Origin of the sequence: Pseudomonas sp. MWU12-2020 (assembly GCF_023100605.1) — a bacterium.
GTDB lineage: Bacteria > Pseudomonadota > Gammaproteobacteria > Pseudomonadales > Pseudomonadaceae > Aquipseudomonas > Aquipseudomonas fluorescens_H.
In genome coordinates, this window is the sequence record NZ_JALMEX010000002.1 from 25,553 (window position 1) to 47,555 (window position 22,003).

The window sequence follows — 22,003 nt, forward strand, 5'->3', positions numbered from 1 at the left end:
TCGACTGCCTGTCCGTGGGAGCGTGGGTGAGCCCGTATGGCAGGTGAATGCGCCTCTGGCTCTGCTTCTCGCAGAATAGACCGCCGTGACTGTGGCAGCCGGCAAATCGACCAACAGTAGATGAATATTTAGTTAGCTTGGTAAGCAATCAGGCGTGACCCGCCCCCTGTGGGAGCGAGCTTGCTCGCGAAGGCGTCGCTCAGGACACCGAAAATCATTCAGATAGCAGCAAACCGCTTATCCAGATAATCAATGATTACCTTGGACTCATACATCCAGGTCGTCTGCCCATTCTCTTCAACGCGCAGGCACGGCACCTTGATCTTGCCACCCTGTTCCAGCAGCGTCTGGCGGTCATGCTCGTTGTTCTTCGCGTCCTTCAGTGCCACCGGCACGTTCAAGCGACGCAGGGTGCGGCGGGTTTTCACGCAGAACGGGCAGGCGTGGAACTGGTACAGCGTCAGGTCTTTGGCGGCCGAGTTGACCTGCGCCTGAACTTCGGCCGGACGCTGTTTCTTGCCCGGGCGGGTAATGAAGTCGATGAAGATGATCAGTTGGCCGAGGCCGACACGAAGCGCTTTGACGAACACGTTGAAAGCCTCACGGTGTAAAGAGAGAAAGGCGCGCAGCTTACCCGATTTTTTGCGGGCGAAAAAAAACCGGCGATGAATGCCGGTTTTCTTCGTACCGCGAATTACTTGATCAGGCTGAGGAATTCGCTGCGGGTTGCCGCGTTTTCGCGGAACTCACCGAGCATCACCGAAGTGATCATCGACGAATTCTGCTTTTCCACACCGCGCATCATCATGCACATGTGCTTGGCCTCGATCACCACGGCCACGCCCAGCGCGCCGGTGACTTGCTGCACCGCATCGGCGATCTGGCGGCTGAGGTTTTCCTGGATCTGCAGGCGGCGGGCGTACATGTCGACGATCCGCGCGACCTTCGACAGGCCCAGCACCTTGCCGCTCGGGATATACGCAACGTGCGCCTTGCCGATGAACGGCAGCAGGTGGTGTTCGCACAACGAGTACAGCTCGATGTCCTTGACCAGCACCATTTCGCTGTTGTCGGAGCTGAACAGGGCACCGTTGGTGACCTCTTCGAGCGTCTGTTCATAACCGCGGCAGAGGTACTGCATGGCTTTGGCGGCACGCTTTGGCGTGTCGAGCAGGCCCTCGCGGGACACGTCCTCGCCCAGTTGGCCGAGAATCGCGGTGTAATTCTGTTCCAGGGACATGAAACTACCTGTGGGGATTTTCGCAAAGGGCAAGGGTACGGTGGCGGACACGACCCTGCAAGTTCGGTGTAACGCGATTATTCGTCGCGGCCTTCCATCATGGTGCGTTTGAGCATCACGTAAACCGCACCGGCACCGCCATGTTTCGCCTGGCACGAGGTGAAACCGAGCACTTGCGGATGCTGGCGCAGCCAGGTGTTGACGTGGCTCTTGATCATCGGCCGCTTGCCGTCCAGGCGCACCGCCTTGCCGTGGGTGACGCGCACGCAGCGGATTTCGAATTTGGTCGCTTCGGCGAGGAAGGCCCAGAGGGTTTCCCGGGCTTTTTCCACATTCATGCCGTGCAGGTCGAGGCTGCCTTCAAACGGGATCTGGCCGATCTTGAGCTTGCGCATCTGGCTTTCCTGCACCCCGTCGCGAGCCCACATCAACTCGTCTTCGGGGCCGACGTCGATCACGAACTGATCGGACAGGCCATCCACGGTGGTGGTGTCGGTGCGCACGGTGGCGGACTGGCGCAGCTTGGCGATCCGCGCGCGGTCAGCCTTGGGTTTGCCGGTGTCGGCGCGGTCGTGCTTGATCGGCTTGACGCCTTGGATCGCACTTTTGAACAGGGAAAAATCGTCGTCTTGCATGTCAGCCTCCGCGAAGGGCGGCCAGTTTACCCAAGTCGAAACAAAACGGCCCGGCAAAAAGCCAGGCCATCACCTCAGTCGTGTTTTTTCATCAGGTGCGGGGACATGTTCAGTTCCCGCGATTGCCGGGCGCGACGCCGGCATCGACGCCACAGCGCCACGCCGAAGTACAGGAACAACAAACCGACCGCCAGAATGATCGCCGAACCCGTCGGCGTGGCATTCAAGTCGCCGAGCGCCGGCGGGCGCCCCAGCAGGCTGGCGGCACCGGCCATCGCCAGCAGCACACCGAACGTCGCCAGAATGGCGGCGATCGCTGCGCCGAATCGAAAACGCCAGTTGCTTTGGCCTTTGGGCCGCAAGCGGCGTGCGTCAAATCCATCGGATAACTTCATTCCGACCTTCCTCAATGGGTATCGGCCCTTCGACCGGGAGTTGACCGGGTTGTTCCTGAGGCTAAGGCAATTGAAGCAAATGCGAGGCTTTTGCGGATGAGCGGCGCGGTGAGCCGCTCATCAGAGCAGATCAGATCAGATCTTGAGTCAGGGCGAGGGTGGCGAAGTTGTCGGCCATGATCGCCATTTCCGCTTCCTGCACCACGGCGGCGCTGAGCACGCGGCCCTTGAACGGCAGGTCACGGGTGGCGCAGGCATCTTCGACCAGGGTGCAACGGAAGCCCAGGTTCTTCGCCGCGCGCACGGTGGTGCTGACGCTGGAATGGCTCATGAAGCCGCAGACGATCAGATCCAGCGAACCGAGGTTTTGCAGGCGATCGAGCAGTTCGGTGCCATGGAACGCGCTCGGCAGCAGTTTGCCGATGATGGTTTCATCGCCCTGTGGCTCAAGGCCGGGGATGAACTCGCCACGTTCGCCTTGCGGGTCGAACAGGCCACCGACGGTGCCGAGATGACGCACGTGCACGATCGGCCGACCGGCTGCACGGGCCGCGGCGACCAGTTGTTTGATGTTCGCGACGGCCGCGTCCATGCCGCTCAGGGCCAGCGGGCCACTGAGGTACTCTTTCTGGGCATCGATGATGACCACGGTGGCATGGCTCAGGGTGGCCGCTGCGTAACCGCGGCCGCTGAGTTGAAACATCGTTTTTGGAACGGACATTCGGGGCTCCTTGGGGTGGGGCTTTTGCGGCATTGTCCTCTGGCTGAGCGGTTCTGTGAACCGCTACCATCGTAGGCGCCGTCGTTACTGGCCTGCAGCCTTGTCAAGTTACACGTTCTGTTCAATAGCTGATGCAAAAATCAGAAAAGTCCTACTGTTGCTCCGCTGATTTTCCTGCGTCGTCGGCGGGCGTTTTGGCTGGTAGAATCGTCAGTCGTTTTTTCTGGAGTTCTGCCCCGTGATCACTTCCCGACTTCGTACCCTGCGCGACCACATCCGTTGGGCCGTCAGCCGCTTCCATGGGGAGGATCTGTTTTTCGGTCATGGCACCGACAACGCCTGGGATGAAGCCCGGCAACTGGTGCTCGGTGCCCTGCACCTGCCGTGGGAAATTGCCGACAGCTACCTCGATTGTGCGCTGGAAGACGACGAACTGGTCAACCTGCAACGCCTGCTCAAGCGCCGCATTGAAGAGCGCATCCCGACGGCGTACCTGCTGGGCGAGGCGTGGTTCTGCGGCATGTCGTTCATCGTCGATGAGCGCGTGCTGATCCCGCGTTCGCCGATTGGCGAATTGATCGAAAACCGCTTCGCACCGTGGATCGGCGACGAGCCTGCGCGGATTCTCGACCTGTGCACCGGTTCCGGTTGCATCGGCATTGCCTGCGCCTACGAATTCCAGAACGCCGAAGTGGTGCTGGCGGATCTGTCGTTCGAAGCGCTGGAAGTGGCCAATCAGAACATCGAGCGTCATGGCGTCGATGAGCGCGTTTATACCGTGCAGGGTGATGGTTTCGATGGTTTGCCGGGGCAGCGTTTTGACCTGATCGTGTCGAACCCGCCGTACGTTGACGCGGAAGATTTCGCCGACATGCCGGATGAATACCAGCACGAACCGGAGCTGGGCCTGGCCTGCGGTGATGACGGTCTGAACCTGGTACGGCGGATGCTCGCCGAAGCGGCCGATCACCTGACCGAGAAGGGTTTGCTGATCGTTGAAGTGGGCAACAGCCAGGTGCACGTCGAGGCGCTGTACCCGGAAGTCGACTTCGCCTGGCTCGAATTCGAGCGCGGCGGGCATGGTGTGTTCATGCTGACGGCGGAGCAGTGCCGCGAGCATCAGGCGCTGTTCGCTTCCCGCGTCTAAGGCTAAAAGCTTCGCGAGCAGGCTCGCTCCCACAGGGAAGTGCATTCCAAGGTGGGAGCGAGCCTGCTCGCGAATAGCCGCGCCGCGGTCTCAAGCCATCAGCGGTGCGTAGCAATCCAGATCAACAGCCCCGCCTGAAACACCGCAAACGCCACCAGACAGGTAATGGTGAAGCGCAACCCGGCGTCTTCACGCTTGAACTTGCTGACTTTGTCTTCCTGCTTCTTCAGCTTCACTTCCTGCTCGGCCAGGTTCTGCTCGGCCTGTTGCAGCATCTGCGCCGCTTCAAGAATCTCGACGATCTGCAGCTTTTCGCTGTTCCAGTCGCCCAGCAAGTCACCGACTTGCACCTCTTTGACGCTGCCCTTCAGATGCTGGGCATCGGCGTACACCACATCAAAACCATGCACGCGCAAGAAGTGATCGCGACGCAGGCGGGTGTCTTCATTCAGCGCGTCCTTGTTGTTCAAGTCCATGCCGTCGACGGTGTAGGCGGGCCAGCGTTTTTTCGCCCAGTTGATGCCTTGCGCGGCCATGAAACGACCGATGCCACGGTTCAGCGGTTCGATCTGCAAGCCGCTGTCCGGGCCGAAATGCACACGTTTGCTGGTGTGATTGACCCACACGTCGAGCTGGTTCTGCTCCTTGCGCACGCGTTGGCCGGGCAGTTTGATCGCCATGCGCATCAGGCTGTGTTCTTTGCTGTTGCGCTCGGCATAGCCGAATTCGACAAAGCGCAGCGGCCGGCCACCGGTGTTGCGGTCGGTCTGCAGCAGGGCCAGGCGGAGCATCTTGTGGTGCTCGACGCTGACGTCCGCCCATGGCAGCTCGACCGCTGGCGGTGCGTCTTTTTCAGCGGTGGTGTCGGGTGAAGTCGGGGTATCAGTCATAACGGCGAGATCCTGTCCAAGCCCTGCTTGTCGCCAGCCGGTACGCTGGCGACAAAGGCTTATCGGCCGTTTTTTCCAGGACTGGAGGGCAAAAAGCCCTTAACGGGTGCGAAGTCCGTCAATAAATTCGATGAGTTTGCCGCCCAGCTCCGCTGCCAGTGGCAAATTCGGGTCCTTGTACGAGGCCAATTGCCGCTTCACGTCGGCGGGAACGATGCGCATGACATGGTTCATGCCTTCGATCACCACCAGTTGGGCGTCGGGTCTGGCGGCTTTCAGTGCCTGCGCATCGCCTACGCCGACCTGCATATCGTGGGTGCCCTGAATGATCAGCGCCGGCATTTTCAGTTGCGCGAAGGCCTTGGCCGGATCCTGGCGAAACAGGGAAATCAGGTAAGGCTGCACACTCGGACGGAAAATCGCTTGAAGCGGCGCCGGCACGTTGTCGTCGGTGTGGCCGGCCTTGAGGCTGTCGAGAATTTCATTGCTGCGCAGCATCAACGGCGGTGGCAGGCTGCGGGCCAGTTGCTCGCGGATCACCTGATCCACCGGGCGGGCGCTGCCGGACAGCGAAATCAGCGCGGCGGCGTCGGCACGGGGGGCGGCGAGGGTGGCAATCAGTGCGCCTTCGCTGTGCCCGAGCAGAATCAACGGGCCGAAACGCGGATCGCTTTTCAGCTTCTGGCTCCAGGCCACCGCATCGTTGACGTAGGCTTCCACCGACAGATTGCGCTCGTCGGGCGTGGCCGCCAGGCTTGCGGCCACCCCGCGCTTGTCGTAGCGCACGCTGGCGATGTTGTGTTTGGCCAGCACCCAGGCCAGTCGCTTGAGGCTGTCATTGCGCCCGCCATCGGGATTGTTGCCGTCACGATCCGTCGGACCGGAACCCGCAAGGATCAGGACAACCGGCACCGGGTTGTCGGATTTTGGCAGCAGCAGCGAGCCGAAAAGTTCTCCGCTGCCGGTCTCCAGAGAGATCGGTCTTTGCAGGACAGTCGCGTGGGCAAAACCGGTAAACAGGGTAAGACTCAAGATCAGAACTCGCAGCATCATCACGCCATCATTCGCCAAGGTGCGGGTTGGACTCACCAACACCACTAAGGTTCGAGGATGAACTACTCGGTTAGCCTGCGTATACTGGCGCGCATCACGAATTCGGGTTTGATTTCACGGAGCGTCCTGCATGTCCGGCAATACCTACGGCAAGTTGTTCACTGTCACCACCGCTGGCGAAAGCCATGGTCCGGCGTTGGTCGCCATTGTCGACGGCTGCCCGCCGGGCCTGGAGATCTCCCTTGAAGACCTGCAGCGCGACCTCGATCGCCGCAAGCCGGGCACCAGCCGCCACACCACCCAGCGCCAGGAAGCCGACGAAGTCGAAATCCTTTCCGGCGTGTTCGAGGGGCGCACCACCGGTTGCTCGATTGGGCTGCTGATCCGCAACACCGACCAGAAGTCCAAGGACTACTCGGCGATCAAGGATCTGTTCCGCCCGGCACACGCCGACTACACCTACCACCACAAATACGGTGAGCGCGATTACCGCGGCGGCGGTCGCAGCTCGGCGCGGGAAACCGCGATGCGCGTGGCGGCCGGGGCGATTGCGAAGAAATTCCTCGCCACCCAGGGCATCGTCATCCGTGGCTACATGAGCCAGCTCGGTCCGATCGAAATCCCGTTCAAGACCTGGGATTCGGTGGAAGAGAACGCCTTCTTCAGCCCGGATCCGGACAAGGTTCCGGAGCTGGAAGCCTACATGGACCAGTTGCGCCGTGATCAGGACTCGGTCGGCGCCAAGATCACGGTGGTCGCCGAAGGCGTGATGCCGGGTCTCGGCGAGCCGATCTTCGACCGCCTCGATGCCGAACTGGCGCATGCGCTGATGAGCATCAACGCGGTCAAAGGCGTGGAAATCGGCGCCGGTTTCGCCTGCGTTGCCCAGCGCGGCACCGAGCATCGCGATGAACTGACCCCGGAAGGTTTCCTCAGCAACAACGCTGGCGGCATCCTCGGCGGCATTTCGTCCGGTCAGCCGATCGTCGCGCATCTGGCGCTCAAGCCAACGTCGAGCATCACCACTCCGGGCCGTTCGATCGACATCCACGGCAATCCGGTCGACGTGATCACCAAGGGCCGTCACGATCCGTGCGTCGGCATCCGTGCCACGCCGATCGCCGAAGCGATGATGGCCATCGTGCTGATGGACCACTTGCTGCGTCATCGTGGGCAAAACGCCGACGTGCGCGTCAGCACCCCGGTACTGGGTCAGCTTTGATGGTTGATCGCCAAGCCGTCGCGGTCTGACCGTGGCGGCGCTCCCGTACTGGCGGCTGTCCAGTTTCTATCTGTTCTATTTCGCCTTGCTTGGTTCGACAGCGCCGTTTCTGGCGCTGTACTTCGATCACCTCGGCTTCAGCCCTGCGCGGATCGGCGAACTGGTGGCGATTCCGATGCTGATGCGCTGCGTGGCGCCGAACATCTGGGGCTGGCTCGGCGACTACACCGGCAAGCGCCTGGCCATCGTGCGCTTCGGCGCGGTGTGCACGTTGCTGACGTTCTCGCTGATTTTCGTCAGCAAGACCTACGCCTGGCTGGCGATGGTCATGGCCCTGCACGCGTTCTTCTGGCACGCGGTGCTGCCGCAGTTCGAAGTCATCACCCTCGCGCACTTGCAGGGGCAGACCTCGCGCTACAGCCAGATTCGCCTGTGGGGCTCGATCGGTTTCATCATCACCGTGGTCGCGCTGGGCCGTTTGTTCGAATGGCTGAGCCTCGACATCTACCCGGCGGCGCTGGTGCTGATCATGGCCGGCATCGTCCTCAGCAGTTTGTGGGTGCCGAATGCGCAACCACCGCAAGGTAACCGGCCGAGCGGGGAAGGGTTCCTCAAGCAGTTGCGCAGTCCCGGTGTGCTGGCGTTTTACGCCTGCGTCGCGCTGATGCAGATGAGCCACGGCCCGTATTACACCTTTCTGACCTTGCACCTTGAACGCCTCGGTTACAGCCGTGGCGTGATCGGCATGCTCTGGGCCGTGGGCGTGGTCGCCGAAGTGCTGATGTTCATGGCGATGAGCCGGATTCTCGCGCGGTTTTCATTGCGCCGCGTGCTGATGGCGAGTTTTCTGCTGGCGGCGTTGCGCTGGTTACTGCTAGGTTCGTTCGCCGAATTCCTCTGGGTGCTGTTGTTCGCCCAGGTGTTGCACGCGGCGACCTTCGGCAGCTTTCATGCCGCTGCCATCGCGTTCGTGCAACGTAGCTTCGGTGCGCGTCAGCAAGGTCAGGGCCAGGCGCTATATGCGGCGCTGGCCGGCACCGGTGGCGCGTTGGGTGCGTTGTATTCCGGTTACAGCTGGAATGCCCTCGGCGCGACATTGACCTTTAGTATTGCCAGTCTCGCGGCGCTCGCTGCTGCCGTTATCATTGCCACACGTATGCAAGAGGACAGGCCATGAGCCTTACGCGTGAACAGCTCGCCCAGCAGATCGTCGACGCCGGGCGTTTTCTTTATGGTCGCGGCTGGTCGCCGGCCACCAGCAGCAATTACTCGACGCGTCTGTCGCCGAGCGAAGCGCTGCTGACCGTGTCCGGCAAGCACAAGGGCCAGTTGGGCCTGGACGACGTGCTCGCCACGGATTTGTCCGGCAACAGCCTGGAACCGGGCAAAAAGCCCTCCGCCGAAACCCTGCTGCACACTCAGCTGTATCGCTGGCGCGCGGAGATCGGCGCGGTGCTGCACACCCATTCGGTGAATGCCACGGTGCTGTCGCGCCTGACGCCGGAAGACTTCATCGAGTTCGAAGACTACGAGCTGCAAAAAGCCTTCAGCGGCATCTCCACCCACGAATCCCGGGTGCGCGTGCCGATTTTCGACAACGATCAGGACATTGCGCGCCTCGCCGCCAAGGTGCAGCCTTGGCTCGACGCCCATCCCGATTGCGTCGGTTACCTGATTCGCGGCCACGGCCTCTACACCTGGGGCGCGCAGATGAGCGATGCCCTGCGGCAGATCGAGGCTTTTGAATTCCTGTTTGAATGCGAGTTGAAAACCCGCAGCGTCATGAACCGCCAAGGCTGACTTCACCAGAAGCCGCCCATTCGCCTGATGAAATGCACTGCCCGACCGGTCTGCAAGAGCCGGACGGCAAGGCCGATACCGAGGAATTGCCCATGAGCAGCCTGTCCGTCTATCACGTTTCCAGCCCTGACATTCCGAACAAGGTGCTGACCCATTTCGAAGACATCGCCTCGACGCTCGCCGAGCAGGGCGTACGCTTCGACCGCTGGCAAGCCGCGGCGAAGATCCAGCCCGGCGCGAGCCAGGAAGAAGTGATTAGCGCCTATCAGGAGCAAATCGACAAACTGATGACCGAGCGCGGTTACATCACCGTCGACGTGATCAGCCTCAACAGCGACCACCCGCAAAAAGCCGAACTGCGCGCCAAGTTCCTTGAAGAACACCGCCATGGCGAAGACGAAGTGCGCTTTTTCGTCGCCGGCCGTGGGCTGTTCACCCTGCACATCGACGATTACGTCTACGCGGTGCTGTGCGAGAAGAACGACCTGATCTCGGTGCCCGCCGGTACCAAGCACTGGTTCGACATGGGCGAGCACCCGCACTTCGTGGCGATTCGCCTGTTCAACAACCCCGAAGGCTGGGTCGCGAATTTCACCGGCGAAGACATCGCCGGGCGCTTCCCGCGTCTGGAGGACTGAGCCGATGTCGATCAAAGTCATCCTCACCGACATCGAAGGCACCACCAGCGCGGTGAGTTTCGTCTTCGACGTGCTGTTCCCGTACGCCGCCAAACATCTGCCGGACTTCGTGCGGCAGAACGCCGAGCGCGCCGATGTCGCCGAACAGATCGCCGCCGTGCGCCGCGACAGCAACGAGCCGCAGGCCGATGTTGAACGGGTGGTGGAAATTCTCCTGAGCTGGATCGCCGAAGACCGCAAGGCCACGCCGCTGAAAGCGCTGCAAGGCATGGTCTGGGAGCAGGGCTATCAGGCCGGGCAGTTGAAAGGCCACGTCTACCCGGACGCCGTTGAAGCGCTCAAGCAATGGCATCAGGCCGGTTATCAACTGTTTGTGTATTCGTCGGGTTCGATCCAGGCGCAGAAGTTGATCTTCGGCTGCTCCGAAGCGGGAGATCTGACGCCGCTGTTCAGCGGGTATTTCGATACCACGTCGGGGCCTAAACGCGAAGAACAGTCCTATCGCAACATTCAACAGGCGATTGGCGTCGAGCCGCAGGACATTCTGTTCCTGTCCGACATCGTGCAGGAACTCGATGCCGCTCAATCGGCAGGTTTGCAAACCTGTGGTCTGGCGCGCGAGGGTGGGGAGCTGGAAGGGCATGTGACGGTGGACAGCTTTACCGCGATCGAGCCGGAAGCCTTCTAAACACACATAGCTCTAATGTGGGAGCGGGCTTGCTCGCGAATGCGGTGGATCATTCAACATTGATGTCGACTGACACGACGCCTTCGTCGGAACGCCGCCCGGAGCAAGCCCGCTCCCACAATGGGTCAGCCATAAAAAACAGGCCGGGCAGTGAAAACTGCCCGGCCTGTTTTGTTCAAGACTTCGAATCAGTTACAGCGAGTGATACGTCGGCAGAGCAAAACGCTGCTGGCTCTGCAGCATCGCAATCTGCGGCAGCTCGCTGGCTTCTTCAGCTAGGTCACGACGAATCGCGCTGATCGCCCACGACAGTTGGTCGGCGTTGTGCATTTGCTGATATGTCAGGGCGCGCTTGAACACTTTGCCTTCACTGCTGCGCAAGGTCAGCAAAATCCCGCCATCGGGACGTGGCGCAGTGGTGACGTTGAAGTTGGAGAACAGCGAGGTAAATTTTTCTTGGATCAGGCTCATGTCTTTCAGCTCCGTATGCACTTGAATGGCAAGCATGCAAAGGAGATTGCAGTGATTGTGCCAGCACGCTGAAAAAATAAAATCCTTATAAATCAATAAGTTAAAAATCGTGAAATCTGCAAGGGTCGTGCAATCTGCATGAATGGCCATCGTGCATCCTGCATTTTGCGGGATCGTCACGGATTAAACGGAACCAAACGGCAAAGGCGCAATCACCGCCGCCAGATGTGACAGGGCGGATACAAAACATTGCAAAAACCGCGTGTACAGGCCGAGAAGCGCTGACGTATTTTCGGACTCGACCTTGTCCACAACGCAGGTCATGCCCACAGCCCGAACAATAAAAAACGGCCAACCAGGCCGACCGGGGAGCTGCCATGAGTCACGCGCCGAGCGACACGATTACCTGGGGCATGATGCTCCGCAAACTGCCGACGATCGCCAAAGCCATCCCAAGGGTGGTCAAAGGCATGAAAGTCGCCAACGTCACGGATCCGACCCAAACGTGTGGCCTCGGCTGGACCTTCGAGCAGGCAACGCTGCGCAATCCCGAAGGCCTGGCGATCTTGCAGGACAGCGTCTTGCTGACCTATGCGCAGGTCAACCAGTGGGCCAACAGGATTGCCCACTATCTGAGCGCGCAGGGGATCGGCAAGGGTGATGTGGTGGCGGTGTTCATCGAGAACCGTCCGGAACTGCTGGTGACCATTCTGGCGCTGGCCAAGGTCGGTGCGGTCAGTGCACTGCTCAATACTTCGCAGACCCGCGATACGCTGATCCACAGCATAAATTTGGTCGCGCCAGTGGCGGTTGTCCTTGGTGAGGAGCTGCAGCCGGCGTTTGCCGCGATCCGCGAGCAAGTGTCGATCCCGGCGCAACGCACCTGGTTTATCGCCGACCGTGACACTTACAGCCAGCCCGGTATTGCCCCCGAGGGCTACATCAACCTGATCAGCGCCAGCGCCGAAGCGCCCGCTGACAACCCGGCCAGCAGCGGCGAAGTGTTCTTCAACGACCCGTGCTTTTACATCTACACCTCCGGCACCACCGGCCTGCCCAAGGCCGGGGTGTTCAAGCACGGTCGCTGGATGCGCAGCTCGGCCAGCTTCGGCATGATTGCCCTGAACATGACCCCCGACGACGTCGTCTATTGCACCTTGCCGCTGTACCACGCCACCGGGCTCTGTGTGTGCTGGGGCTCGGCGATCAACGGTGCTTCGGGGTTCGCGATTCGCCGCAAGTTCAGCGCCAGCCAGTTCTGGCCTGATGTGCGTCGCTATAACGCGACCACCCTCGGGTATGTCGGCGAATTGTGCCGCTATCTGGTCGATCAACCGGCCAGCGCCGAGGACAGCCGTCACCGGGTGCGCAAGATGATCGGCAACGGTTTGCGCCCCGGCGCCTGGGCCGAGTTCAAGACCCGGTTTGCCGTCGAGCACATCTGTGAGCTGTACGCGGCGAGCGACGGCAATATCGGCTTCAGCAATATCCTCAACTTCGACAACACCATCGGTTTCTCGCTGATGGCCTGGGAGCTGGTGGCGTACGACCACGACAGCGGGCAGCCGCTGCGCAGCGCCGACGGTTTCATGCGCAAGGTCGGCAAAGGCGAGCAGGGCTTGCTGCTCGCGCGGATTGACGAAAAAGCTCCGCTGGATGGCTACACCGATCCGCAGAAAACCGCCAAGGTGGTGCTGCACGATGTGTTCAGCAAGGGCGACCGCTACTTCAATACCGGCGACCTGCTGCGCAATATCGGTTTTGGCCATGCGCAATTCGTCGATCGGCTCGGCGATACCTATCGCTGGAAGGGTGAAAACGTTTCGACCACCGAGGTGGAAAACCTGTTGTTGCAACATCCACACATTTCCGAGGCAGTCGCTTACGGCGTGGAAGTGCGCAACACCAACGGTCGCGCCGGGATGGCCGCAATCACGCCCGCCGAATCCCTCGCGACCCTGGATTTCGCCGAATTGCTGGCGTTCGCCCGTCAGCGCATGCCGGCCTATGCGGTGCCGCTGTTTCTGCGGGTGAAGGTGAAAATGGAAACCACCGGGACTTTCAAATACCAAAAGACCCGACTGAAAAACGAAGGCTTCGACCCCGGCCAGACGGGCGATGACCCGATCTACGCCTGGCTGCCCGGCACCCAGACTTACGTGCAGGTGACGGATCAGGTGTTGGCCGATATTCATCAGGGCAAGTACCGCTATTGAGATTGGCTATGGCACGTCTTGAGAAAAAGGGGGTGACAGCCATCGTCGCGCTCGGGAAACTGTCGGCTTTGCGAATAACCGAAAGTGGAGTTGCCAATGTCTGACCAAAGCCGCCAGATGACCCCTGAAGAAGCTGCCGAATTCACCGAGCAGGTTTTCAACAAGGCACGCGACGGTGATGCGCTGATGCTCGATCGGCTGATCAGCGCCGGTTTGCCGGTGAACCTGAAAAACAGCAAGGGCGACACGCTGTTGATGCTCGCCAGCTACTACGGCCACGTCGACGCGGTGCAGGTGCTGCTCAAACACAAGGCCGACCCGGAACTGCGTAACGGCAACGGCCAGAGCCCGATTGCCGGCGCGGCGTTCAAGGGCGATCTGGCCGTGGTCAAGGCGCTGGTGGAAGCGGGCGCCGAGATCGAAGGTTCGTCCTTCGATGGCCGCACCGCGCTGATGATGGCGGCGATGTTCAATCGCGTGGAAATCGTCGATTACCTGATCAGCAAGGGAGCGGATCCGAAGGCCAAGGATGCCAACGGCATCACCGCGCTGGATGCGGCCCGCACCATGGGCGCGGTCGATACCACGGCGCAGCTGGAAAAACTGCTGGCTTAAGGACTGTCGAGACTCTGTGGCGAGGGAGCTCGCTCCCGCTCCAGTGCGCAGCGCTGGCAAAAATGCTGAGCCCACTGTTTTTCGGGCCGCTTCGCACCCCAGCGGGAGCAAGCGCCCTCGCCACAGGTGTCGGATGCGCCACGGAATGCGCTATCCTCCGCGCCCTCGAATTCAACCGTCCACAGGATCCGCCCTCATGAAAGCCGCACTCGTCGAACTCATCAGCAAAATCAGCTCCGGCTGCATGGGCGAGGACGAGATCCTGAATGTGGCCGATGAAGCCGCGCAGGCCTACGCCGATGCCGAAGCCTTTCTGGCGGCCAACCCGGACATCAACTACGACGACACCTTCCCGATCCCGCTGGGCGAGTGGGTCGTGGTCGGCAGTCTGCCGGAAACCGTGTTGTTCCAGGCCGACACCTACGTTGACCTGTTCGCGCAGATCGTCGCCTCGTTCGGCCCGGGCGTGGATTTCAACCTCAAGTCCAAACAACTGGCCAAGACCGAAGCGCTGACCGCGCTTAACCGCATCCAGGTGCAGATGAGCAGTCTGAACAAGGAAAACGGCGGTTACACGTTGATGAACTTCAGCCAGTTGCTCGACGACGAGCTGCAAGTGGTGCTGGTCTATGGCAACGACGTGCCGCGAGTGCTCGAACTGTGCGCCGAAGTCGGTATCGCTGCCGCGCCGTCGCTGGAAGCGTTGAAGGTCGCCGTTCACGTTTGAACGCAATAAAAGGGAACCCTGCGCGCGACCGTCTATCCTAAAAGTGCATGCCACTATTCTGGAGCGACACCATGGGTTCCACGTTCAACGGTCTGATTGGTCTGATCATCCTTGCCCTCGACATCTGGGCCATCATCAACGTGCTGAAAAGCGGCGCCGAGACCGGGATGAAAATCCTCTGGGTCCTGCTGATCATCCTCCTGCCGGTGCTGGGCCTGATCATCTGGGCAATTGCCGGGCCGCGGGGCAATGTGCGGATCTAGCCACAACTTTGAATGCACCCCATAACCTGTGGGAGCTGGCTTGCCAGCGATAGCATCGCAGCGGTTTCACTGAGAGACCGCGTCGACTGCATCGCTGGCAAGCCAGCTCCCACAAGGTTATGCGGAATGTCGATGAACAGAGGTTCGACCTGTCATCTTCAGCAACGTAGAATGCGCGCCTTTCCCGGGCAATCGTTTCCACGATTGACGCCCGCGCATTCATCGGAGCACTTGACCATGACCGTCACCAAGACCAGCGAGTACCTGGAAACCCTCTACGAAGGCTACGGCCAGCGTTTTCGCATGGAAAAACTGCTGCACGAAGTGCGCACCGAACATCAGCACCTGGTGATCTTCCAGAACCCGCGCATGGGTCGGGTAATGGCGCTGGACGGCGTGATCCAGACCACCGAAGCCGATGAATTCATCTACCACGAAATGCTCACCCACGTGCCGATCCTCGCCCACGGCACCGCCAAGCGCGTGCTGATCATCGGCGGCGGCGACGGTGGCATGCTGCGCGAAGTGACCAAACACGCGAGCGTCGAGCACATCACCATGGTCGAGATCGACGGCACCGTGGTCGACATGTGCAAGGAATTCCTGCCGAACCACTCCAAGGGCGCCTACGACGACCCACGGCTGAACCTGGTGATCGACGACGGCATGCGTTTCGTTGCCACCACCACGGAAAAATTCGACGTGATCATTTCCGACTCCACCGACCCGATCGGCCCGGGCGAAGTGCTGTTCTCGGAAAACTTCTACCAGGCGTGCCACCGCTGCCTGAACGAAGGCGGGATCCTCGTGACTCAGAACGGCACACCGTTCATGCAGATCGATGAAGTCAAAACCACCGCTGGTCGCCTGCGCAGCCTGTTCCCGGACTGGCACTTCTATCAGGCGGCCGTGCCGACCTACATCGGCGGTTCGATGACTTTCGCCTGGGGCTCGACCAATCCGGCCTACCGCAAGCTGAGCCGTGAAACCCTGCAACAGCGCTTCATCGGCAGCGGCATCGTCACCCGCTACTACAACCCGGAAATCCACATCGGCGCGTTCGCGTTGCCACAGTACGTGCTGCAGGCGATCAACAAGCCAAGCAACGACTGACCAGGCCGATGGATTCCTTGTGGCGAGGGAGCTTGCTCCCGCTTGAGTGCGCAGCACTCACAAAGTCTGCGATCGCAAAATATTTTGGGGCCGCTTCGCAGCCCAGCGGGAGCAAGCTCCCTCGCCACACAATTTTTCCAGCCATGAAAATGATGTTTTTTTCATGTTCGTCTGCTGCAATCCTTTTGAACGATCAATCTCGCCAAAAGTCGAGATAGAAGTAAGCCCATTTGCGGGTTTGATCGAGGAGGCACCGATGCAAAAGTGGAAAGTCACTTTCGTGGACGATCATGGTGAAATTGTCGATGAGGTGTTCGAGCGCGCGGAATGCCCCAGCGACGACGAGGCTGCACGCCTGATCAAGGAACGGCTCCTGCCGGTGGCCGCCGAACTGGATATGAATGATCTGGAAGGGCGAACCCCGGATGCAGGTGCGAAAAATCTGAAAGCCCAGAACAGCATCGAAATCCGCAGCATCACTCCAATCTGAAATTCTTCCTGTCACTTGAAGTACCAGGCCTTGGCAGCGCCTCTGTCTTGGGGCTACTCTGCAAGCGAGATCAGCGAAACAATCGCTAAGGTCTGGTCTTGTCAGCTACATGCTTGTTTCCCGCCGGCAACCCTGTTGCCGATGCACTTCGGCCTGTAAGGCCCGGGGCGGGAATACGGAAAGTCTATCCATCTATGCGAGGGGGACGTTTCATGAGCACAGCCTATCAAGAAGACATCAGCAGCAACGTACTGCGCCGCATGAAAGAAGGCGGCTTCGACTTTTCCCGGTTCCATCCCATCGAGTTCTACGCCATTTTCCCGGACGAGGAGCGGGCGCGCAGGGCGGCAGGTAAATTCCGTGGTGAATCCATCAATGCCCAGGTCAGTGCGCGCGACGATGGCGCCTGGTCGCTGGAACTGAGCAAAGTGATGTACGCAACGTATGACGACATTGGCGATTTCGAGCAGGGATTTTCTGCCGTGGTCGAGCCGCTGGGCGGCATCATCGAGGGCTGGGGCGTGAAGCAGGAGGTGCGCAATCGCTATCGTCTTAACTGATTCAGCGCAACTATTGTCGAGCAACGGCTGACCTTCGGGTCGGCCGTTGTCGTTTCCGGCCCTGAGAATGCTCTGGCAAAACCCTGAAACAAGAATCCCGGGCAAAAAAAAGCCACCGGAGAGGGTGGCTAAAAGGGAAGACCGATAAGGAGAGGAAACCGGTCAGGGTTACGGCCTGCGGGGACTGCGCTGGCAGTCCGGATCAGTTGGGCTGAAGCCTTCAACAAGGAAGTTTCCAGCGGATGCGGCGATTATCCGTAGGCCGACCCAGGCAGTGAAATCAACTCTGACTATGCTGGTAATAGGCGACAGCACTGCGTCGCAATGAGGCGGGGGCAATCAGCTTGGGGCATTTGTCGCACAGGAATGGTGCGGTGCTTGCGGCGTGATTATCCAAGCGATTGAAATCAAAGCGTTTATGCCGATGGCACGGGCCTTGCGAAGGCCTGTAGGTCCGGGTGACAAGGAGTACGGCATGATCCGCACCTATTTTGATGAAATGTACGATGTCGGCGGCCAGGTCCGCCCGCATTACCGCGAGTTCGCCCGCTGGCTGGCCGACACGCCTGACGAGTTGCTGGCACAACGGCGACGTGAGGCCGATCTGCTGTTCCACCGGGCGGGAATCACCTTCACGCTCTATGGGGACGAGCAGGGCACCGAGCGCCTGATTCCTTTCGACACCATTCCGCGCAGCATTCCCGCCAGCGAGTGGCGGATCGTCGAGCGTGGCTGCATCCAGCGGGTCAAGGCGTTGAACATGTTCCTCGCCGACCTCTATCACGAGCAGCGCATCATCAAGGCCGGGATCATCCCCGCCGAACAGGTGCTGGCCAACGAGCAGTACCAGTTGGCGATGCAGGGCCTGGATCTGCACCGCGACATCTATTCGCACATCTCCGGCGTCGATCTGGTGCGCGATGGCGACGGCACTTATTACGTGCTCGAAGATAACCTGCGCACGCCGAGCGGCGTCAGCTACATGCTCGAAGACCGCAAGATGATGATGCGCCTGTTCCCGGAGCTGTTCGCCGCCCAGCGCATTGCGCCCATCGACCACTACCCGAACCTGCTGCTCGACACGCTGAAGAGCTCCAGCCCGATCGACGACCCGAGCGTGGTGGTGCTGACGCCGGGGCGCTTTAACAGTGCGTTCTTCGAACATGCCTTTCTGGCGCGGGAAATGGGCGTTGAACTGGTGGAGGGCGCCGATCTGTTCGTGCGCGACGACAAGGTCTTCATGCGCACCACCGACGGGCCGAAAGCGGTGGACGTGATTTATCGCCGTCTCGATGACGCGTTCCTCGATCCGCTGGCGTTCAACCCCGATTCGATGCTCGGTGTACCGGGACTGTTGTCGTCCTATCGCTCGGGCAACGTGGTGTTGGCCAATGCCATCGGTACCGGGGTTGCGGATGACAAATCGGTGTACCCGTTTGTAACCGAGATGATCCGTTTCTACCTCGACGAAGAACCGATTCTGAAAAACGTGCCGACCTGGCAGTGCCGCAACCCCTCTGAACTTTCCCACGTACTGGCCAATCTTCCGGATCTGGTCGTCAAGGAAACTCAGGGCTCCGGCGGTTACGGGATGCTGGTGGGGCCGGCGTCGACGACGGCGGAAATCGATGCGTTCCGCGAGCGGATCAAGGCCAAGCCTCACGCGTATATCGCGCAACCAACGCTGTCGCTGTCGACCTGTCCGACCTTTGTCGAAAACGGCATTGCGCCGCGCCATATCGACCTGCGTCCATTTGTGCTGTCGGGCCGCGAAACCCGGGTTGTGCCCGGTGGTTTGACCCGTGTTGCCCTGCGCGAAGGCTCCCTGGTAGTGAACTCCTCCCAGGGTGGCGGAACCAAGGACACCTGGGTGGTCGAGGATTGAAGGAAGCTTGCCATGTTAAGTAGAACTGCCTCGGATCTGTACTGGATGTCGCGTTACCTGGAGCGGGCGGAAAATCTCGCACGGATGCTCGATGTCAGCTATTCGCTGTCGCTGATGCCGCAGGACGGTCGCGGCGACGGTCTGCACGAACTGGCCATGCCGCTGTTGATCACCGGCACCCTCGACGATTACCTGGAGCGTCACGGCGAACTGCATGCCGAACGCCTGCTGCATTTCTTCGCCCTCGATGCGGCCAACCCCGCGAGCATCTACAGCTGCCTCGGCGCGGCGCGGGCCAGTGCGCATGCGGTGCGCGGGCGGATCACCGCGGACATGTGGGAAAACATCAACGCCACCTGGCTGGAGATTCGCGGCATTGCCGAACAGGGCCTCAGCCGTTACGGCATGAGCCGCTTCTGCGAGTGGATCAAGGAGCGTTCGCACCTGTTCCGTGGTGCGTCCTACGGCACGATCATGCGCAACGATGCATTCCGCTTCATTCGTCTGGGGACGTTTATCGAGCGTGCGGATAACACGCTGCGCCTGCTCGATGCGCGCTATGAAATGGCTGGCGATCAGGCCGAGGCCGTCAGTGACGGCACCGCCCACGCCTACTATCAATGGAGTGCGCTGCTGCGGGCGTTGTCGTCGTTCGAGGCCTACACCGAGATCTACCGCGACGCACCCGGCGCCCGGCATGTCGCCGAGCTGCTGCTGTTGCGCGCCGATGTCCCGCGTTCATTGCGTGCCTGCACCGAGGAAATCGACCAGATACTCGCCCAGTTGCCGGGCGCCAACGGCCGTCCGGCACAACGCCTCGCCGCTGAGATGGACGCGCGGCTGCGTTACACCGGCATCAACGAAATCCTCGCCGAAGGCCTGCACGCCTGGCTCACCGAATTCATCCCGCTGGTGCGCCAGCTGGGCAACGCGATTCACAGTTCATACCTGGAGGCTGCATGAGACTTTCCATTAGCCACGAGACCACCTATCACTATGAAGATCAGGTGCGGGCGAGCATCCAGTATCTGCGCCTGACCCCGCACGACAGCGAGCGTCAGCACGTGTTGAGCTGGCAGCTCGACTTGCCGCGCCCGGTGCGCGCCCAGCTCGATCCGTTCGGCAATATTCTGCATGTGCTGACCATGGACGAGCCGCACGAAGCGATCATCATCGGCGCCCGGGGGCAGGTCGATATCGACGAATTGCGTGAGGCCGAGCATGAGAGCCAGTCGGCGCTGCCGTTCTTGCGCTTCACCCGTTTGACCGAGGCGGACGAGGCGCTACGGGCGTTCGCGGCAAGATCCTGCAAGCAGCGGCGTGATCGCACGGCGCTGATCGACCTGATGCATGGCTTGAATCAGCACATGACCTACACGCCGGGTTCGACCGAAGTCGACACCAGCGCCGCCGAAGCCTTCGCTGGGCGCGCCGGGGTTTGCCAGGATCACACCCATGCATTTCTGGCGTGCGCGCGCAGCCTGGGGATTCCGTCGCGTTATGTGTCGGGTTATCTGTACAGCGAGGACGCCGAGCACCTGGCCAGTCACGCCTGGGCCGAAGCGTGGCTGGATGACGCCTGGTACAGCTTTGATGTGACCAACCAATTGGCCCGACCGGAGCGGCACTTGAAACTGGCGGTGGGCCTGGATTATCTGGACGCCTGCCCGGTACGCGGCATGCGCCGGGGCGGCGGGAGTGAGCAGATGCATGCGAAGGTGTTCGTCTCGCCGACGCCGGTTATCTCCGTGCAACAACAGTAATTTGCTTCACACAAAACCCTGTAGGAGCGAGCCTGCTCGCGAAAGCGGTTTATCAGTCAGCAATGTGGTGTCTGAAACTCCGCTTTCGCGAGCAGGCTCGCTCCCACATGGGGAGTTGCATCAGGGCTTAATCTTGCGCCCAGCCATGTGTTGCAAATAGCCGATCAACAACTGCAAATCCCTCTCCGGCAACACCTCTGCCGAAAACCCTGGCATCTTCGCCTGAGGCCACTGGCGCAAGCTCTGCGGATCGCGAATGTAGCGCTTGAGGAAATCGGCGCCGAAATACTCTGTGGGGTTATACGGAATGTTCAGGTCCGGCCCAAATTGCGCATCCCCCGCGCCGTTCAGGCGATGACAAGCCAGGCAGTTTTTCTGAAACAGGGCAAAACCCTGATTCACCGGGTCGTCCGCTTTCAGCTTGGGATCCGGCAGCAGCGCAGGGAAGCGCTCGGCCACCGGCGCCATGCGCTTGATGCTCGCTACTTCGAACGGCCATTGCTCCGGGCTGATGTTGCCGGCCTGCGGGTCGGTCCACACCAGATAGAACGGCCCGGCGCTGTGCTTGCCTTCCGACAGCGGCGGCCACGGCTGCGCCGGGTCCTCAATCGCCAGCCACGCCCGCGCCCCTTTGCTGTTGAGCAGCGGTGCCGCATTCAATTCTGCGGCAAAACCGTCCAGCGCCACGGCTTGCAAGTGATCGTCGGGCTTGATGCCTGTGAGCAGCGCCGCCACAGGCACGACGCGATAAGTCATGTCCTTCTTGTAGGACACATCGTTGTTGATGGTGAGGGTTTGCACCTGCGGATGCTTGAGCAATTCCTCGGTCTGCCAGGTGCGACTATTCGCACCCAGCTCCAGCGTGAGCTGCGCCGCAGACAAGGGCATGCTCAGCAGCAAGGCCCAGAACGCAATGAGCGTTTTCAAATGATCGCCGTCCGTGTCGTGGAAGTGCACAAAGGTTGGCACAGCCAGGCTGGCCCGGGTAGCGGGCCAGTCACATTTTCATTGGCGATAACGGGCGCCTGCCGCTTGAGTCAGCCAATCACCTTGGTCAGATTGGGCAAAATCAACAACAGCGTCGTGGCGAAAAGAATGAGTCCTGCTTGACGAACTTTCGGTTGTTTGAACATGGCTTGACCGCCTTTTTTGTTATTTCCTGATGTTTGCCTGCATATCCATGACGGCAAACGCTGCACTTCCTGTTGAAGGACGTCGGCCCCGGCAAAACCCGACGACCCTGACGTACATGTACTACCTTAGAGGCCGCGTCACGCTTGGCTTAGATCCATTTCATATGTATTAGCTGCCGTTTGCGATAAAAAACGCATGAGGCGTATTGCCAGCTTCTTCGCCGCCCGCTTGCTAGACAACTCGCTGACCTGAACCGGTTCACCTGAGGGTGGATGACCGTCCGTCTGAGCGTGCGCGTCAACGTCATTGAGCGCTGTGGTCATTGAATCCATGAGCG

General features: G+C 60.5%; 25 protein-coding genes. 16 read left to right on the forward strand and 9 right to left on the reverse strand.

Translation table 11 applies throughout. From position 1 onward, the window contains the following. Nucleotides 1-218: 218 nt before the first annotated feature. The 5 genes from M0814_RS04410 to M0814_RS04430 form a co-directional block, all read right to left on the reverse strand. The gene (locus M0814_RS04410; RefSeq protein WP_103485999.1) at nt 219-590 is read right to left on the reverse strand and encodes a glutathione S-transferase N-terminal domain-containing protein; all 372 of its coding nucleotides are present in this window, start codon (nt 588-590) and stop codon (nt 219-221) included. A 104-nt stretch (nt 591-694) separates the two neighbouring features. Then, on the reverse strand, nt 695-1,240 hold the full coding sequence (gene folE / locus M0814_RS04415; RefSeq protein WP_003204506.1) for a GTP cyclohydrolase I FolE: 546 nt from the start codon (nt 1,238-1,240) through the stop codon (nt 695-697). Between the two features lie 77 nt (nt 1,241-1,317). Next, on the reverse strand, nt 1,318-1,875 hold the full coding sequence (locus tag M0814_RS04420; RefSeq protein ID WP_003223189.1) for a Smr/MutS family protein: 558 nt from the start codon (nt 1,873-1,875) through the stop codon (nt 1,318-1,320). A 74-nt stretch (nt 1,876-1,949) separates the two neighbouring features. Beyond that, on the reverse strand, nt 1,950-2,270 hold the full coding sequence (locus M0814_RS04425; RefSeq protein WP_003223191.1) for a hypothetical protein: 321 nt from the start codon (nt 2,268-2,270) through the stop codon (nt 1,950-1,952). A 130-nt stretch (nt 2,271-2,400) separates the two neighbouring features. Beyond that, on the reverse strand, nt 2,401-2,991 hold the full coding sequence (locus tag M0814_RS04430) for a cysteine hydrolase family protein (protein WP_003223193.1): 591 nt from the start codon (nt 2,989-2,991) through the stop codon (nt 2,401-2,403). Between the two features lie 238 nt (nt 2,992-3,229). Here M0814_RS04430 and prmB point away from each other — a divergent pair, with 238 nt between their 5' ends. Next, nucleotides 3,230-4,138, forward strand: a complete 909-nt coding sequence (gene prmB / locus M0814_RS04435; RefSeq protein WP_003223196.1) for a 50S ribosomal protein L3 N(5)-glutamine methyltransferase — start codon at nt 3,230-3,232, stop codon at nt 4,136-4,138. A gap of 98 nt (nt 4,139-4,236) precedes the next feature. Here the strand turns inward: prmB and M0814_RS04440 are convergent, their stop codons facing one another. Further along, nucleotides 4,237-5,028 carry a hypothetical protein gene (locus M0814_RS04440; protein WP_103486000.1) on the reverse strand — a complete coding sequence of 264 codons (792 nt, stop codon included), beginning with the start codon at nt 5,026-5,028 and terminating at the stop codon, nt 4,237-4,239. A gap of 99 nt (nt 5,029-5,127) precedes the next feature. After that, nucleotides 5,128-6,081, reverse strand: coding sequence for an alpha/beta fold hydrolase (locus M0814_RS04445; RefSeq protein WP_003223200.1), 954 nt, complete (start codon nt 6,079-6,081; stop codon nt 5,128-5,130). Nucleotides 6,082-6,211: 130 nt separating this feature from the next. On the opposite strand from M0814_RS04445, the gene aroC reads away from it, so the two are divergent. The 5 genes from aroC (at nt 6,212) to mtnC (ending at nt 10,429) form a co-directional block, all read left to right on the forward strand. Next, complete coding sequence (gene aroC, locus M0814_RS04450; RefSeq protein ID WP_003223202.1) at nt 6,212-7,303, forward strand: chorismate synthase; 1,092 nt, start codon at nt 6,212-6,214, stop codon at nt 7,301-7,303. 31 nt (nt 7,304-7,334) lie between these two features. Beyond that, on the forward strand, nt 7,335-8,480 hold the full coding sequence (locus M0814_RS04455; protein WP_103486001.1) for an MFS transporter: 1,146 nt from the start codon (nt 7,335-7,337) through the stop codon (nt 8,478-8,480). Continuing rightward, the gene (locus tag M0814_RS04460; protein WP_103486002.1) at nt 8,477-9,103 is read left to right on the forward strand and encodes a methylthioribulose 1-phosphate dehydratase; all 627 of its coding nucleotides are present in this window, start codon (nt 8,477-8,479) and stop codon (nt 9,101-9,103) included. The genes M0814_RS04455 and M0814_RS04460 overlap by 4 nt, the downstream gene beginning before the upstream one ends. Before the next feature lie 92 nt (nt 9,104-9,195). Further along, entirely contained in the window at nt 9,196-9,741 is a 546-nt protein-coding gene (locus M0814_RS04465) for an acireductone dioxygenase (protein WP_103486004.1), read from the forward strand. Between the two features lie 4 nt (nt 9,742-9,745). Continuing rightward, complete coding sequence (gene mtnC / locus M0814_RS04470) at nt 9,746-10,429, forward strand: acireductone synthase (RefSeq protein ID WP_103486003.1); 684 nt, start codon at nt 9,746-9,748, stop codon at nt 10,427-10,429. A 192-nt stretch (nt 10,430-10,621) separates the two neighbouring features. Here mtnC and M0814_RS04475 read toward each other — a convergent pair whose 3' ends face one another. Beyond that, nucleotides 10,622-10,900: a DUF3509 domain-containing protein gene (locus M0814_RS04475; RefSeq protein WP_027613327.1), complete on the reverse strand. Its 279-nt coding sequence runs from the start codon at nt 10,898-10,900 to the stop codon at nt 10,622-10,624. A 377-nt stretch (nt 10,901-11,277) separates the two neighbouring features. On the opposite strand from M0814_RS04475, the gene M0814_RS04480 reads away from it, so the two are divergent. From M0814_RS04480 to M0814_RS04525, 10 genes are all read left to right on the forward strand, one after another. Beyond that, nucleotides 11,278-13,116: a long-chain-acyl-CoA synthetase gene (locus M0814_RS04480; RefSeq protein WP_103485835.1), complete on the forward strand. Its 1,839-nt coding sequence runs from the start codon at nt 11,278-11,280 to the stop codon at nt 13,114-13,116. 96 nt (nt 13,117-13,212) lie between these two features. Next, nucleotides 13,213-13,731, forward strand: coding sequence for an ankyrin repeat domain-containing protein (locus tag M0814_RS04485; protein ID WP_003223216.1), 519 nt, complete (start codon nt 13,213-13,215; stop codon nt 13,729-13,731). Between the two features lie 196 nt (nt 13,732-13,927). Continuing rightward, a complete protein-coding gene (locus M0814_RS04490) occupies nt 13,928-14,458 on the forward strand; it encodes a hypothetical protein (protein ID WP_103485837.1) in 531 nt (176 codons plus the stop codon). A 71-nt stretch (nt 14,459-14,529) separates the two neighbouring features. Then, on the forward strand, nt 14,530-14,721 hold the full coding sequence (locus M0814_RS04495) for a PLDc N-terminal domain-containing protein (RefSeq protein ID WP_003223221.1): 192 nt from the start codon (nt 14,530-14,532) through the stop codon (nt 14,719-14,721). 237 nt (nt 14,722-14,958) lie between these two features. Continuing rightward, the gene (gene speE / locus M0814_RS04500; protein WP_041068886.1) at nt 14,959-15,834 is read left to right on the forward strand and encodes a polyamine aminopropyltransferase; all 876 of its coding nucleotides are present in this window, start codon (nt 14,959-14,961) and stop codon (nt 15,832-15,834) included. 256 nt (nt 15,835-16,090) lie between these two features. After that, nucleotides 16,091-16,324, forward strand: a complete 234-nt coding sequence (locus tag M0814_RS04505; protein WP_003223224.1) for a hypothetical protein — start codon at nt 16,091-16,093, stop codon at nt 16,322-16,324. A gap of 212 nt (nt 16,325-16,536) precedes the next feature. Next, a complete protein-coding gene (locus M0814_RS04510; protein WP_003223226.1) occupies nt 16,537-16,884 on the forward strand; it encodes a ribonuclease E inhibitor RraB in 348 nt (115 codons plus the stop codon). 475 nt (nt 16,885-17,359) lie between these two features. Next, nucleotides 17,360-18,769 (forward strand): circularly permuted type 2 ATP-grasp protein, encoded by a 1,410-nt coding sequence (locus M0814_RS04515; protein ID WP_003223227.1) that lies wholly within the window; start codon nt 17,360-17,362, stop codon nt 18,767-18,769. A 12-nt stretch (nt 18,770-18,781) separates the two neighbouring features. Continuing rightward, nucleotides 18,782-19,732, forward strand: a complete 951-nt coding sequence (locus M0814_RS04520; protein WP_007960702.1) for an alpha-E domain-containing protein — start codon at nt 18,782-18,784, stop codon at nt 19,730-19,732. Continuing rightward, nucleotides 19,729-20,532 (forward strand): transglutaminase family protein, encoded by an 804-nt coding sequence (locus tag M0814_RS04525; protein ID WP_045122354.1) that lies wholly within the window; start codon nt 19,729-19,731, stop codon nt 20,530-20,532. The genes M0814_RS04520 and M0814_RS04525 overlap by 4 nt, the downstream gene beginning before the upstream one ends. A 120-nt stretch (nt 20,533-20,652) precedes the next feature. On the opposite strand, the gene M0814_RS04530 is transcribed toward M0814_RS04525, so the two are convergent. Beyond that, the gene (locus tag M0814_RS04530) at nt 20,653-21,420 is read right to left on the reverse strand and encodes a cytochrome c (RefSeq protein WP_103485842.1); all 768 of its coding nucleotides are present in this window, start codon (nt 21,418-21,420) and stop codon (nt 20,653-20,655) included. Between the last annotated feature and the right edge of the window lie 583 nt (nt 21,421-22,003).